The sequence below is a fragment of the Streptomyces sp. ISL-87 genome (genome assembly GCF_018614095.1).
GTDB lineage: Bacteria > Actinomycetota > Actinomycetes > Streptomycetales > Streptomycetaceae > Streptomyces.
Genome location: NZ_JAGGOY010000122.1, coordinates 17,109 through 29,493, shown reverse-complemented (window position 1 = coordinate 29,493; position 12,385 = coordinate 17,109). Strand labels below are relative to the sequence as shown.

The 12,385-nt window shown below is 68.0% G+C and carries 14 protein-coding genes and 3 pseudogenes; 9 read left to right on the top strand and 8 right to left on the bottom strand.

Features of this window, described 5'->3' with window-relative positions; translation table 11 throughout:
• Window positions 1-318: 318 nt before the first annotated feature.
• The 3 genes from J7I97_RS34830 (at window position 319) to J7I97_RS34820 (ending at window position 2,159) form a co-directional block, all read left to right on the top strand.
• Window positions 319-867, top strand: a complete 549-nt coding sequence (locus tag J7I97_RS34830; protein ID WP_251050108.1) for an ArsR family transcriptional regulator — start codon at window positions 319-321, stop codon at window positions 865-867.
• The gene (locus tag J7I97_RS34825; RefSeq protein WP_214943584.1) at window positions 864-1,331 is read left to right on the top strand and encodes a hypothetical protein; all 468 of its coding nucleotides are present in this window, start codon (window positions 864-866) and stop codon (window positions 1,329-1,331) included. Before J7I97_RS34830 ends, J7I97_RS34825 begins: the two co-directional genes overlap by 4 nt.
• Before the next feature lie 429 nt (window positions 1,332-1,760).
• The gene (locus J7I97_RS34820; RefSeq protein ID WP_214943581.1) at window positions 1,761-2,159 is read left to right on the top strand and encodes a hypothetical protein; all 399 of its coding nucleotides are present in this window, start codon (window positions 1,761-1,763) and stop codon (window positions 2,157-2,159) included.
• A gap of 8 nt (window positions 2,160-2,167) precedes the next feature.
• On the opposite strand, the pseudogene J7I97_RS34815 reads toward J7I97_RS34820, so the two are convergent.
• A pseudogene (locus J7I97_RS34815) lies at window positions 2,168-2,473 on the bottom strand (hypothetical protein); the annotation flags it as partial.
• Window positions 2,474-2,704: 231 nt separating this feature from the next.
• On the opposite strand from J7I97_RS34815, the pseudogene J7I97_RS34810 reads away from it, so the two are divergent.
• The 3 genes and pseudogenes from J7I97_RS34810 to J7I97_RS34800 all read left to right on the top strand — a co-directional run bounded on the left by J7I97_RS34810 (window position 2,705) and on the right by J7I97_RS34800 (window position 6,337).
• Window positions 2,705-4,022 (top strand): annotated as a pseudogene (locus tag J7I97_RS34810) (tetratricopeptide repeat protein).
• A 1-nt stretch (window position 4,023) separates the two neighbouring features.
• A complete protein-coding gene (locus tag J7I97_RS34805; RefSeq protein WP_214943578.1) occupies window positions 4,024-4,560 on the top strand; it encodes an NUDIX domain-containing protein in 537 nt (178 codons plus the stop codon).
• A 421-nt stretch (window positions 4,561-4,981) separates the two neighbouring features.
• Window positions 4,982-6,337 carry a PQQ-binding-like beta-propeller repeat protein gene (locus J7I97_RS34800; protein WP_214943575.1) on the top strand — a complete coding sequence of 452 codons (1,356 nt, stop codon included), beginning with the start codon at window positions 4,982-4,984 and terminating at the stop codon, window positions 6,335-6,337.
• Between the two features lie 246 nt (window positions 6,338-6,583).
• Here J7I97_RS34800 and J7I97_RS34795 read toward each other — a convergent pair whose 3' ends face one another.
• From J7I97_RS34795 to J7I97_RS34785, 3 genes are all read right to left on the bottom strand, one after another.
• On the bottom strand, window positions 6,584-7,165 hold the full coding sequence (locus J7I97_RS34795) for a Uma2 family endonuclease (RefSeq protein WP_214943572.1): 582 nt from the start codon (window positions 7,163-7,165) through the stop codon (window positions 6,584-6,586).
• 128 nt (window positions 7,166-7,293) lie between these two features.
• Window positions 7,294-7,980 (bottom strand): hypothetical protein, encoded by a 687-nt coding sequence (locus J7I97_RS34790; protein ID WP_214943569.1) that lies wholly within the window; start codon window positions 7,978-7,980, stop codon window positions 7,294-7,296.
• Window positions 7,977-8,555 carry an RNA polymerase sigma factor gene (locus J7I97_RS34785; protein WP_214943597.1) on the bottom strand — a complete coding sequence of 193 codons (579 nt, stop codon included), beginning with the start codon at window positions 8,553-8,555 and terminating at the stop codon, window positions 7,977-7,979. The genes J7I97_RS34790 and J7I97_RS34785 overlap by 4 nt, the downstream gene beginning before the upstream one ends.
• A gap of 171 nt (window positions 8,556-8,726) precedes the next feature.
• Between J7I97_RS34785 and J7I97_RS34780 the strand changes: the two genes are divergently transcribed.
• From J7I97_RS34780 to J7I97_RS40525, 3 genes are all read left to right on the top strand, one after another.
• Window positions 8,727-9,200 carry a copper-binding protein gene (locus J7I97_RS34780; RefSeq protein ID WP_214943566.1) on the top strand — a complete coding sequence of 158 codons (474 nt, stop codon included), beginning with the start codon at window positions 8,727-8,729 and terminating at the stop codon, window positions 9,198-9,200.
• A gap of 55 nt (window positions 9,201-9,255) precedes the next feature.
• A complete protein-coding gene (locus tag J7I97_RS34775; protein ID WP_214943563.1) occupies window positions 9,256-9,597 on the top strand; it encodes a hypothetical protein in 342 nt (113 codons plus the stop codon).
• Window positions 9,598-9,680: 83 nt separating this feature from the next.
• Entirely contained in the window at window positions 9,681-10,043 is a 363-nt protein-coding gene (locus J7I97_RS40525) for a hypothetical protein (RefSeq protein ID WP_374195536.1), read from the top strand.
• 240 nt (window positions 10,044-10,283) lie between these two features.
• Here J7I97_RS40525 and J7I97_RS34765 read toward each other — a convergent pair whose 3' ends face one another.
• The 4 genes and pseudogenes from J7I97_RS34765 to J7I97_RS34750 form a co-directional block, all read right to left on the bottom strand.
• Window positions 10,284-10,676: a DNA-binding protein gene (locus J7I97_RS34765; RefSeq protein WP_214943560.1), complete on the bottom strand. Its 393-nt coding sequence runs from the start codon at window positions 10,674-10,676 to the stop codon at window positions 10,284-10,286.
• Window positions 10,676-10,927, bottom strand: a complete 252-nt coding sequence (locus tag J7I97_RS34760) for a hypothetical protein (protein ID WP_214943557.1) — start codon at window positions 10,925-10,927, stop codon at window positions 10,676-10,678. The genes J7I97_RS34765 and J7I97_RS34760 overlap by 1 nt, the downstream gene beginning before the upstream one ends.
• Window positions 10,928-11,003: 76 nt before the next feature.
• Window positions 11,004-11,216, bottom strand: a pseudogene (locus tag J7I97_RS34755) (Uma2 family endonuclease); the annotation flags it as partial.
• Between the two features lie 128 nt (window positions 11,217-11,344).
• On the bottom strand, window positions 11,345-12,343 hold the full coding sequence (locus J7I97_RS34750) for an SMP-30/gluconolactonase/LRE family protein (RefSeq protein ID WP_214943554.1): 999 nt from the start codon (window positions 12,341-12,343) through the stop codon (window positions 11,345-11,347).
• Window positions 12,344-12,385 lie beyond the last annotated feature (42 nt).

Here is a 12,385-nt window from a genome sequence, read left to right as displayed (position 1 = left end):
GGACTTAACGCCCTCTCAGAGGCGCGTTTTCACCGGTCGGAGCTCTGCGCTGAACGTTCCGCTTCAATGTGTAGCCGAACCGTTACTGTTTGCTGGCTAATTTGTCAAGCATGCAGGTCAGAAGGGGTCGGGCTCTGTCGAGCCCGGCCCCTTCTGCATTCCCCTGCCGGCTTGGTGCTGACCTGTGGGTCATCTCGCGGCAGGGGTCCGTGTTGATCCAGTGAGCAGTCTGATGCGGATTGTTACTTTCGTTGGGCGCTTGATATTCTGCGCTCAATGAAAGTATCGCCGAGCCTGCTCCCTATCCTCCGATCCCGTATGCAAGGCGAGCTTCTCGCTCTGGTGCTCCTGCATCCGGAACGCGAGTACAGCATCACCGAGCTCGCCACTGACGTCGGAGTGACGCCCACAGCCGTCCTGCGCGAGGTTGACCGGTTGACCGGCGGTGGTATCCTGACCGATCGGCGAGTGGGACGCAGTCGCCTCGTCAAGGCTCGTACGGATACCCCGCTGTACCGTCCGTTGAGCGATCTCATGTCTGTCTCCTTTGGTCCCATGCCCTTGCTCACCGACGCACTGGCGGGACTCGAAGGTGTGCAGCGTGCTTATATCTACGGCTCTTGGGCCGCTCGGTACAACGGTGAGCCTGGGCCGCCGCCCGCTGATGTCGATGTCCTCGTTGTGGGTGATCCCGATGCCGACGCGCTCTTTGACCTTGCCGAGGAGGCCTCCCGACGGCTGCGTCGTGAGGTCAACGTCCATCGGGTCTCCGTCGAGGCGTGGGAGACCCGCACGGATGATCCGTTCCTCACCAGCGTTCGTGAACGTCCACTGGTTCAGTTGAACCTTGATTTGGAGGCGGAATGACGGCTTGGAATCAAGGGCGGCCGACAGTCGACGCGCTCATCGGCCGTGGTGAGCTTGAACGCGTACCTGCTTCCCAGCAGGCCGCGGAGGCGGAACTGGTCCGGGCGCGTACGCATGTCGCATCCGCGCGGCAGTTGGCGGCGACGGACCCGGAGGGCGCGTACACACTGGCCTATGACGCCGCGCGCAGAGCGTTGGCCGCGGTATTGCAGAACCAGGGGCTGCGCGCGACCAGCCGTGGTGGCCACAGCGTCATCTACGAGGCCGTGCGAGCGCAGCTCGACCCGCCGCTCGGGTCCATACTGCGCCCCTTCAACCGCATGCGAGCCCGGCGCAACGAAGTCGAGTACCGGTCGTCGGAGGCCCCCACGGTTACGCCGGGGGAGGTTGCGGCCGACTTGGTGAAGGTGGAGGCGCTAATCGAGCTCGCGGAGAAGGCGATCCCGAACATGCCGCGCTACTGAGCTTCGATCGCCTGCCCGCTCTTCGCGGGATGTGAGTGCTGACCTTGTCTTCCCGTGTCGGCTCGCGGCTGACGGGCAGGGGCGTCGGGGGTGACCTCGAAGGCGCCGGAAGTTGGAGTGAGCCTCGGAAGACGCCGAGGGCGCGTAAGAGCAGGTCGGAGCGTTGTGGTCGGCGTTCGGGTGCGTCGACTCCCTCACCCTCGTCGAACTGGCTTGAATTTGCGTGCCGTTGCCACTTGTGTCCTGCCGACCAGCTGCTATCGGATGGGAGTGTCATCTACGAATGGTGAGATCGGGGGGGAGGGGACAGTGGCGCAGCGGAAGCCGTGCGTTGACTGCGGAAGGATCGAGGGGGTAGCGGCGGTGCCTGCGGTGCACCAGGCCAACAGTGGCGCCTACAGCGGGCGCGTGGGCACGGTTAGAATTACCGTGCAGGGCGCAACCACGCTGGGTAAGCACCTAGCTCCGCCTGGGCGGGTGCGCCTCGGTGACGTTCCCCCGCCGGTGCTTATTCTCGCCATGGGGATAGTCGCTCTGCTTCTCTTCTGGAACCTCGTCGATCATCCTGTCGGCGACCCGGTGAACCTCGCACTCCTTGCGGCTGCTGTCCTGCTCGCCGCAGTCCGGATATCCAAGGTCATCAAGGACAAGGAGCCCGCACGCCGCCGGTTCGAGATATGGCGAGAGTTCTTGATCTGTCAGCCTTGCAATGTCATCTTCCTGACCGGCGATTCGTGCGCCGAGCTGAAGCTCGCGGTTGGCGGTTGGCGGGCTCAGGTACCGGAGCTGAGGACGGCCGTTCGACGCCTCGCGACAAAGGGGCGCTAGCAGGAGAAGTACACCCCGTACGCCGTCGCCAGCACGCGGGCCGCATCGGAGGTGGACTCGCCGTGGTTCTTGATGAAGTCGAGCGCGAGCTGCTCGACGGCGCTCTCGGCCGTCTCGTCCACGTCGAGGAGCTGAGCCTTGACCAGCTCCCAGTCGGCGACGAGCCAGGTGTTGGACTCGAAGCGGAAGAAATACTCGGCCGGGTCGATGGTGATGCGCCGGCCGTCCACCTGGATGCCGGGCAGGCGGCTCCAGCGCGGGTCGAAGGCGTCGGGCAGCTCGACCGTGATGGTCGCGGTGTCGATGGTGGTCACCGTTTCTCCGTCTCTGATCGTCCGGGCTTGGGCACAGGAATGCCCGAGCCCGTTGGGGCGTACGGAACTTGGGGGCCGCCGGGCCCGTGAGTGGGGCGGCTGTCGATAAGTGAACCGCCCGCTACGCACAGTGGGTACGGTGTGACCGAGGCCAAGCGGTATACGCGGTTTACAGCTTCGGGACGGAGGATCGTGCCAACGCCGACCGACCCCAACTCCCGCCTACGCGAGATGATCCAGGCCGCTGGATGCACGTACGAATCACTCGCCAAGGACGTACGCCGCATCGCCGCCGAGGACGGCGAGCTGCTGCAGACCAACAAGTCGGCGATCTCCCACTGGGCGAACGGCACCCGAGCACCCTCGGGCCAGGCCGGCCAGTACATCGCCCAGGCGCTCTCCCGCCGACTGGGCCGCGTCGTCACACAAACGGAGATCGGCTTCCAGCACTCCGATACCGACCCCCCGGCCGACGCCGACCCTGTCACTGCGGTCACCGACCTCGGCCGTCGCCGACGCCGAACGACGCCGCTTCCTCGCCATCGCCGCCTTCACCACAGCCGGCGTTGCCATGCCACTCCTGCACGACCACGAGGCCACTGCCCGCCTGCTCCGTGCTCGGACGGGCCGCTCCACCGTCGGAAGCGACGACATCGACGTCGTACGACAGATCACGGCGGCCTTCAGCGCCGCCGACGAACGCCTCGGCGGCGGCCACGGCCTGACCACCGTCGCCGCCTACCTCGCCGACACCGCAGCACCCATGCTCCGCGGACGCTTCCCGTCCCAAGGCTTACGCCGGGCCGCCTTCGGCGCCGTCGCAGAACTCGCCTACCTCGCGGGCTGGAAGCACCACGACCTCGGCCACGAAGGCGCCGCCCAGCGCTACTACCAGGTCGGCTACCAGCTGGCCTGCGAAGCCGACCCCCACGGCCACGCCGCCTGGATGATGCGCGCCCTCGCCCACCAGGCCCTCAGCCTCAAGCAGCCGCACCACTGCGTCGACCTGGTCGAAGGCGCCCTCACCCGCGGCCTCGGCCACGTCGACGGGCAGACCGAGGCCCTCCTCCACATCACTCACGCCCGCGCCTACGCCGCTGTCGGCGAGAACCCCTCGGCCGCGCGTGCCCTCCTCGCGGCCGAAGGCGCCCTCCTACGCGACGATGGCCCCCAGCCCAGCTTCTCCCGCGTCAGTGGCCCAGCAGCCGGCACCGTGGCCAGCCATACCGCCCGCACCCTGACCGACCTCGCCGACCACATCGGCACTGAACAACAGCACCGCGACGCCCTCACCCGCTGGGACCCGGAGAAATACAAGCGGGTCCACGCCCTCACCCACGCCGACCTCGGCGACAGCCTCGCCGCCCAGGCCCGCGCCGATGAAGCCGTCGCCGCCTGGACCCAGGCACTGGTCCTCATGGAGGGCATGACCTCTGACCGGACCCGCAAGGCCATCACCTCGATCCGCTCCACCCTTGCGGTCTACCAGCGCCGCCGCGTGCCCGGCGCTGCCGATCTCGCCCGTCGTGCCCGCGAGGCACTCACCTAACATGCCCAACAACCCGCCCGACGAAGGGAACCCCGTGGCTCAGCAGACCGACGACTGCTCCCAAGCCCTTAAGCCGGCACTCGATTCGATGACCCTGCTGGTCGCGGCCGTCATCGTCCACGACAAGGCCACCAACCGCGTCGTCCTACTCCAGCGCAGCGAGAACGCCAAGTTCGCCCAGGGCAAGTGGGACCTCCCCGTCGGCAAGAGCGAACCGGGTGAGCCCATCACCGAAACCGCGGTTCGCGAGCTTTACGAGGAGACGGGCCTCACAGTGAAGCCCGAGTCCCTCAAGGTCGCCCACATCATCCACGGCGCCTGGGGCGTCGAGGCCCCCAACGGCTTCCTCACGGTCGTCTTCGCCGCCCACGAATGGACCGGCGAACCCGAAAACTGCGAACCCCGCAAGCACTCCCAGGTCCGCTGGGTCGACGCCAACGCCATCCCCGACGCCTTTGTGGACACCACGGCCAGTGCCCTTCACCGCTACCTGAACAATGGCTCGGAGGTCTCCCTGGACGGCTGGTCGACAGCGTGAACCGCGGGCCTGCTCCTGTCCATGGGCAGGTGTGTGAATCTCTCGCCTAGCTGTCCTTGAGTGAGGGCCCAGTGATGCTTCCTCGGGACACGCTCCCGGGTACTGGGTTTCATGAGGTTTGCCCCCGTTTGTGGACATCTCTTGAAGATCGGATCGTGGGATCCGAGATGGAGGTGTTCTGGTGGGTGTTGCCCAGTATTCGGAAGAGTCCAAGCGGGACGCGGTCGAGCTGGTGCGGTCAAGCGGTCGGACGGTCGGATCCGTGGCCAAGGAGCTCGGCGTCAACTGGGCTTCGCCCACATTGAAAAGCCTCCGCAGCCTCCGCAGCCGCCCGGTCGCGCTCCCGGCCAGTGATCAAAGTAGGCTGCCCGCCGAAGGCGCGATCAAGCAAGAGGGAAGCCGGGTAGGGAAGTTGAATCGAATGCGTATGACGGCAGTGGTCGGCATGGCACTGTCGCTGGGGCTTGTCTCCGGATGCTCCGGGGGGACGGGGCCAGACGCCAAGGCCGGCGGGGAGACGCGGAAGGGCGGGGAGTCCGCGCCTCCTGCCCCGAAGGGCCCGGTCTACAAGGGCGCGCCGGTGCCTGGGCTGGCCACGCAGCAGGCATGGAGCCTGCCGGCTGACGACGCGACGACCTGCGCGGGCGACGCGTCCAAGGGAGACAAGTCGGAGCGCAGCATCTGCGCCTTGGGGGACGCCGTCGTCGTCACCGGCGCCCGCAGCGGGGATTCGGGCACGAGCAGCTTCACCGCCCAGCTCCTCGATGCCAAGAGCGGCGAGCTGCGCAAGAAGTTCGACTTCGAGATCCCCGCGCAGAACGGGTCCACGCAGTACCGGGCGGAGCAACTCGTGCAGGTGAGCGAGTGGCGGGACGGCTCACCGGCACTGCTGATACGTACACGTATCGACACGCCGGCGAAGGACCTGAAGAAGGCCTCCACTCAGACCGTACTGACCATGTACGCGCCCTCCGGCGACGAGCTGGGGAGCTCGACCTTCGACGGGGAGACCCGTCTGGCCACCCCGGTCCGGGGCGGCTACGTCGTGGACACCGGCGCGGCGGGTGGCAACGCCAAGTTCATCCCGATCGGCGACGGGGAGACGCTGACCCCCACCTTCTCGTACCTCGAAAGCCAGGGGGAGGTCGGCCCCGGCCTCGGCTACTCCTGGATTACGGACGTCTCCTACCAGCCCTCTGCCAGGTGGCTGATCGCGACGGACATCCGATCGGGCAAGAGGGCGTGGAGCACGAAGGACCTCGCGCCACCGGCCGCCATCGCCAAGCTGGTCACCGAGAAGTCGGCTACCACCGCTCGGATGACGTCGCTGCACGGCGACAAGGCTGTCCTCGAGTGGTCCGCGTTCGGCAAGTCCGAAGCGGTCCTGACCTCGATCGACCTCAAGACCGGTCGCCGGATCGCCGAGGGCCCGGGCATCGACGCCACCGTCACCAGCGATGACGACGGCCACGCCGTCTCCCCCGACGGCAAGACCGCCGTCGTGCAGTACGGCAAGGGCGCCGTCGCCTGGAACACGGAGACCGGTCAGGAGCTCTGGAGCCAGGCGAAGGACGAGCAGAACATCAAGCCGCGGGCCCTCCCGGGCAATGGCGTCCTCTACGCGGAACTGGAGGGCGGAAACGCCGTCGCCCTCGACGTCCGGAACAAGAAGCTGCTGGCTGCCGAGATCGAGGAATTGCCGCAGTTCACGGCGAACGGGTACGCCATCGTCCGCAGTGCCGACGGTTTCTTCGTCTTCGCCACCCAGACCGTCTGACGGCCACCTCACGCTTCTGCTCGCGCCCCTGTGTGCCACCGTCCTGGAAAACGTGCAGGTCCGTCGTCCGTGGGCTCTGTCGCAGGTCAGGATCGGCTGGCAGACATTCCGCTTCAACGTGTGGTTGATTCGTTACTATACGTTATGCGATTCGTCAAGTGCGCAGGTCAGAAGGGGGCGGACTCTACTGAGTCCGGCCCCTTCTGCGGTCCCGTGCTGACTTGGTGCTGACTTGAATCCGTGCTCTCAGCCGACGTGCCCCGGTCCGAGCTTGTCCAGGTCAATGTTGATCTCGAACGGCAGGGGCCGCTGGAGTGCGTGGCGGAAGATTCCTGCCGGCGCGTACACGCCCGTCGGCTCGTCGAGCTCGTATACGTGCACGGCGGGGACAGTATCCTCGTCCTCGATGCACCAGTAGTGAGGGATGCCGGCCTCTGCGTACTTGCGGAGCTTTACGGTGCGGTCGCGATGGGCGGACTCCGGTGAGACGACCTCGACGACGAGCTGGACGTCCTCCGGGGCGAACCACGTGCAGTCAGGGTCGTACGGGGCCGTTGTCACCACGAGGTCCGGTTCCGGCCGGTTACGGGCATCGAGGCGGATGGTCATTTCCCGACCGACCTTGAATCCCGCGGGGGCCTGTGACCGGAGGGCGAACGTGAGGTCGGTGACGATCTCTCCGTGCCACCAGCGCTGGGGCGACATCACGAATACAAGGGCTCCGTCGATCAGCTCGGTGTGGCGCGGCGCTTCCGGGAGGCGGTCCAGATCCTCCGCGAACCAGCCTTCCGCGCGCGGCGGGCGCATCCAGTCGGGCAGTGCGGTCATGTCATCACGGTAGCGGCTACGGCCGCGTCGCGTGGGGTGCTATCTGGGGCCTCGTATTCATGGGTCACCATGTGTGGCGAAGGCGCTGACGCGATGCTGGGAGATCGCTGAATAGCGGCCCTGCGGCACTACCGGTTCTGGCGCGGGAAGTGTGCCGTGGCGAGGAGGGAGCCGTCGGGGGCGAGCAGTCGGGCTCCGGAGACCGTCGCGGGGTCCACGTCGGCCGGGGCGCCCCAGTAGCCGTAGCCGTCCTTGAGGGAGAACCAGCCGACGGAAACCGGGGTGCCGTCGGTACGGTCGAGCAGGCACTGGACCCGGCCGCCGACGCCCTCCCCCTCCAGGTCTACGGACATGTACACCCAGCCCGCCGAACCGGGGTGGGCGAATATCCGGCCCACCTCGTGGCCATCCGCGACAAGGGCCGCCTGAAGGAGATCGGCGTTCGCCCGGGCCGTTGGCGAGGAGGGTGCGGGGGTGTGGTCGACGGCCGTGCCGACGGCCCAGCCGCCGAAGCCGCACGCGAGCGCCAGGGCTGCTGCTACGGCCGCCGTCCGAGGGTGCAGGAGCAGGCGCCGTACCGGTCCGGGCGGTTTCAGCCTGCTGGTGACGCGGGTTTCGAAGCCGACCGGCGGCTCGGTGCCCGGAAGCAGGCCGAGCAGGCCGTCGCCGACCAGGGTCAGCTGCTCGATGTGCCGCCGGCAGCCGGGACAGCGGTCCAGGTGGGCGACCGCCCGGGCCCGCTCCTGAGCCGGGAGAATGCCGAGGGCCAGCTCGGCGTCGAGCTCCCTCAGCCGGTCGCAGGTCATGTCGTTCATCGCCTGCTCTCCTCCGCTCCCAGGGTGGTCCGCAGCTTGCGCATGGCCGTCCTGATCCGCGTCTTGGCCGTGCCCAGCGGAATCTGCTCGAACTCGGCGACCTGCTGCGCGGTCATCCCGTAGATCCCCGCCATCACCAGCGCGCGGGCCTGTTCCCGTGGCAGGGCCGCCACGGCGTTCCGTATCCCGGCCGACGCCTCGGCCGCGAGGGCCTGCTGCTCAGGGGTGTCGGTCACGAAATCGAGGAGCACGTCCAGGTCTTCGGGCGCGACGGGGCTGGCTCTGCGCGCTCGGATCGCATCGATCGCCAGATTGTGCGCGATGGTCGTCAGCCAGGTCTTCACCGACCCGCGGCGGGAATCGTAGATCTGGGCGTGCCGCCAGGCCCGCTCGAACGTCTGCTGTGCGATGTCCTCGGCCAGCTGGGGATCGCCGACGACGGCGATGGCCACGCCGAATACCGTGCGCTGGAAACGGCGCACGAACGCGACGGCGATCTCGGGATCGCCCGTCGTCAGGCCTGACAGCAGTGCCTCGTCCGGCGCGCGTCCGAGAGGGAGGCCCATCCTCTGCATGTCAGTGGATACGGTCGGCCTCCCCGAATGGATTGCTCGGGCCGCACGGGAGGACACCCCATGATTCTCCTCTCCCCGCGCAGAACACGCCGTCCGTGGCCCGCCCGGGCCAATCCCTGGGTGCCGTTCATCCGTACACCCTTCGACAGAACTCGTACGGAGGGCTGAGTCATGACAAGGACACTCATCCGCGGTCGCGTGGGCCGCGTGGGGCTGGGTTTGGCGGCGGCGGCGCTGGCGGGCGGGCTCGCGGCCTGCGGGGGTGGCAGCGGAGGCGGCTCGGCGACCACCGCACCCCCGGCCCGTAGCGCCGAACCGGGAGTGACACAGGTGAACGCGGACCTGACCGACTTCCACATTGCACTGTCACAGAAGACCTTCAAGGCGGGCGCCTATACGTTCCTCGTCAAGAACGACGGCCATCACGACCACGCCCTGGAGATCGAAGGTCCCGGCGGAGAGCACCGCTCCCAGACCCTCGCACCCGGAGCGAGCGCCAAGCTCAACGTGACCCTGAAGTCCGGCAGTTACGAGGTCTACTGCCCCGTCGACGGGCACAAGGACCTGGGGATGAAGACGGAGATCACCGTGGGCGGCGCCACCGCACCGGTGAACGAGACCCCGTCGACGAGCAATGGCTACTGAGCGTGCGCGGGTCACGATCGCTCTGCGACTGGTGGGCGCTGGTCTGACTGCGGCGATGGCCGCAATTCACCTCCACCTCTGGGATGTCGGCTATCGGAGCCTGGCCACCATTGGTGTGCTCTTCCTGCTCAACGGCATCGGCGGGGGCCTGCTGGCGCTTGCGCTGCTGGCCGCCCCCACCCGGTACGTCGGCGTTCCGGCGGCCCTCGGAGCAGTCCTCACGGCCGGCACCCTGGCCGGGCTGGTCATCAGCCTCACGTCTGGACTCTTCGGCTTCGAGGAGTCCCTCGGCGCGGAACTGGTGTGGCCCACCATCGCGATCGAGTCGGCGGGCGTCGTCGCCCTGTCGGCACTGGCCCTGGTCGCCCGCCGAAGACGTCCGCCGAAGCAGAGGTAGCCGGTCAGGCCCTCTCTCCCTGGTCGGCGCGGGGGACGCGCGATGGCAGTATGCGGGGACACAGCGAGAGGGGCCGGGGCGGGATGGGGCGCAGTGAGCGGGAGGCGGTTGCCGCAGGAGGGCGGCTGTACGAGGCGGCGCAGGCGGTGGCCGGTGACCACGGGCGGGCTGTCGAGGCGGTTCGGGCGGCGCTGAAGCCGATCTGCGATACGGCGGCGGAACAGGCGCTGGACGCCATCCCAGTGGCCCGGTTGAAAGAGGTCACCGAGGGCCGGCTGAGGCTCGGGGAAGTCGAGAGAAGCGGGCTGTACGCACGTCGCAGCGCAGTCGCCGAGTCGACGCCAGACGCGGTCGACGTCTCGGACACGGCGATGGCCCGCCAGATCGTCGAGGAGGAGCAGGCGCGGCTGGGAGCGGTCCGCGAACAGTCGGCAGGACACTCGTAAGTGTCCGTCGGAAGTCAACGCACGCCAACGGGCAAATGGCTAGTCAGGGCCGCGTGCGGGGCTCCGCCTCAGGTCAGGGTCGGCTGGCGGACATTCCGCTTCAGCGCCTGGCGATCCATCAAGGGCGTTGCTGGGCCCGCCTGTTGGCCAGTTGGGCGCCGTGTCTGTCCGCGGGGAGTCCTCGTCCCGTGACGTGCTGTGGCCGACGGTCTGCCTGGTGGCGTGGCTGTGGCCGGCGTTTCAGACCTTGACGACCTCTACGGAAGGGCCGCACAGGAGCGTCAGGTCCTCGGGGTCGGAAGTGAGGACAGTGACCGGCTGGGGCGCGTTGCGAGCGATGACGGCGAAGGCGGCGTCGATGGCGTACTTATGGCCGTGGAGATGATGGGTACGAAGGAGGGCGGCGGCTTCGTCGGTGACCTCCTTGGTGACGTCGTGAACGTCGACGCGGGAGAGGACCCACCTGATGCGGGCCGGGTGGATCCGCTCGTAATCGGCCTCAAGGGTGGTCATGGCGCTGGTGGCAACGCGGATGCTCTCCTCGGATGCCGCCTGGACCAGAGCTACGACGGTGCGGTCCTTGCGGCAGAGCTTGGAGAGTCCTTCGCTGTCGAGCAGCAGGGTGCCGGGCATCAGGCGGCGGCACCGCCGACCTGTCGGTGGTCATGGCGTAGCAGCGCGCGGGCGGCCTCGACCTCCTCGCGGGTGAGCTCGTCATTGTCGGTCTCGAAGTCGGCGACGATCTCCCGGAGCTTGTCCATGGCGACCCGCTGTTCGAGAGCTTCGGCGACGTAGGCGGAGAAGCCGCCGGGTCCGACATGGGCGCGTACGGCCTCGGCAAGGCCCTCGGGCAGGCTGATCGAATACTTTCTGCTACCGCTCATGGTGCCGATCCTACCCGCGGTCGTAACTCTGTGGGTGCGGATGAGGCTGCCCGGTCCGCAGACGGTGTGGGGCTAGGCCGAATCTGGTATCGGCGGGTGCTTGTTCCATGAGGGCGACGGTCAGCATGGTGATGAGGTGGCCGTGCCACCACCGCTGTGGGGCCATCATGAAGACGAGTGCTCCGTCGATGAGCTCGGTGTGGCGTGGTGCCTCGGGGAGGCGGTCCAAGTCCTCCGCGAACCAGCCTTCCGCGCGCGGCGGGCGCATCCAGTCGGGCAGTGCGGTCATGGCTTCACGGTAGCGGCCCACGGCTCAAGCTGAGGAGCGAACGATCTCGGCCGGAGGATTTTTCGGCGACTTGTCGCGCCGCAGGTCAGAGCGTTGTGGTGATCAAGCGTCGTAAACACCCTGCTTCGTTACAAGTCGCGGACGGCGGCGACCGTGAAGGTGGTCGGGGCGCCGGTGGACGGGGTGAAGGGGCCGTCCTTGTCGAACTGGGAGCGGACCACCAGGGTGCGGCCCGGGGTGTGGGTGAGGGTCGTCGGGATCTGGAGGGACGGGTCCGTGATGGTGCGGGTCAGGCGGGCGCGGGTGCCGTCCTGGGTGAGCTGCCAGCGGGTCAGGGTGTTGGTGGTGTTGTGGGCCGTGCGCAGGGTGCCGTCGGGGGAGAGGTCGAGGCCGTCGGCGTGCTTGAGGTCGCCTCCGGTGAGGCGGACGCGGGTGATGGCACCCGTACCGAGGTCGATGCGGTGGAGGTCGCCTGCCGTCATGTCCACGGTGAGGAGGTAGCGGCCGGCCCGGTCCGAGGTGATGCCGTTCAGGGTGACGCTGCCCTCGGGCTTCGGGGTCAGGCGGTCGCGCAGGTCGAAGGCCGGCAGCAGGGGGCCGGCGCCGGTGGCCAGCTGGGCCGGGGTGACGCGGTAGACCACGCCGCGGAGGCTGTCGGTCAGGTAGGCGGTGCCGTCCGGGGTGATCGTGAGGTCGTTGACGAAGGGCGGAGCGCTGCCGGTGACCTCGAAGTGGGCCAGGCGGGTGCCGGTCCGGGTGTCGTAGACCGCGACCCCGGTGGTGGAGTCGGTGACCCAGAGGCGGCCCCGGGGGTCGACGCGCAGGCCGTTCGCCGTGTCGCGGCCGTCGGTGCCGGAGGGCAGGAACACCTCGGCCGTACGGCTGCCCGGGCGTGCCCGGTAGACGGTGCCGTCGGCGTACGAGCCGACGTAGACCGTGCCGGTGCGGGTGTCCTTGGCTATGCCCTCGGGGTAGACCTCTGCGCCGGGGATCGTGAATGCCGTTGATATGCGCAGGTCGGAGGCATGGGCTGAGCTCGTACTCAGGGTGAGGGGTGCGGTCAGGGCCAAGGCCGCGGAGAGGGTCGTGGCAAGGGTCGTGGAGATGGACGTGGGGGAGAGCTTCATGGGTGTCCTCTTCTGAATGGGTGAGTACGAATATATGTAAGA

Excerpts from the sequence above, each read along its gene's own strand:
- J7I97_RS34830 (WP_251050108.1), top strand. The coding sequence starts at position 319 with ATGCAAGGCGAGCTTCTCGCTCTGGTGCTCCTGCATCCGGAACGCGAG.
- J7I97_RS34825 (WP_214943584.1), top strand. The coding sequence starts at position 864 with ATGACGGCTTGGAATCAAGGGCGGCCGACAGTCGACGCGCTCATCGGC.
- J7I97_RS34805 (WP_214943578.1), top strand. The coding sequence starts at position 4,024 with ATGCCCAACAACCCGCCCGACGAAGGGAACCCCGTGGCTCAGCAGACC.
- J7I97_RS34800 (WP_214943575.1), top strand. The coding sequence starts at position 4,982 with ATGCGTATGACGGCAGTGGTCGGCATGGCACTGTCGCTGGGGCTTGTC.
- J7I97_RS34795 (WP_214943572.1), bottom strand. The coding sequence starts at position 7,165 with ATGACCGCACTGCCCGACTGGATGCGCCCGCCGCGCGCGGAAGGCTGG.
- J7I97_RS34790 (WP_214943569.1), bottom strand. The coding sequence starts at position 7,980 with ATGAACGACATGACCTGCGACCGGCTGAGGGAGCTCGACGCCGAGCTG.
- J7I97_RS34785 (WP_214943597.1), bottom strand. The coding sequence starts at position 8,555 with ATGCAGAGGATGGGCCTCCCTCTCGGACGCGCGCCGGACGAGGCACTG.
- J7I97_RS34780 (WP_214943566.1), top strand. The coding sequence starts at position 8,727 with ATGACAAGGACACTCATCCGCGGTCGCGTGGGCCGCGTGGGGCTGGGT.
- J7I97_RS34775 (WP_214943563.1), top strand. The coding sequence starts at position 9,256 with ATGGCCGCAATTCACCTCCACCTCTGGGATGTCGGCTATCGGAGCCTG.
- J7I97_RS40525 (WP_374195536.1), top strand. The coding sequence starts at position 9,681 with ATGGGGCGCAGTGAGCGGGAGGCGGTTGCCGCAGGAGGGCGGCTGTAC.
- J7I97_RS34765 (WP_214943560.1), bottom strand. The coding sequence starts at position 10,676 with ATGCCCGGCACCCTGCTGCTCGACAGCGAAGGACTCTCCAAGCTCTGC.
- J7I97_RS34760 (WP_214943557.1), bottom strand. The coding sequence starts at position 10,927 with ATGAGCGGTAGCAGAAAGTATTCGATCAGCCTGCCCGAGGGCCTTGCC.
- J7I97_RS34750 (WP_214943554.1), bottom strand. The coding sequence starts at position 12,343 with ATGAAGCTCTCCCCCACGTCCATCTCCACGACCCTTGCCACGACCCTC.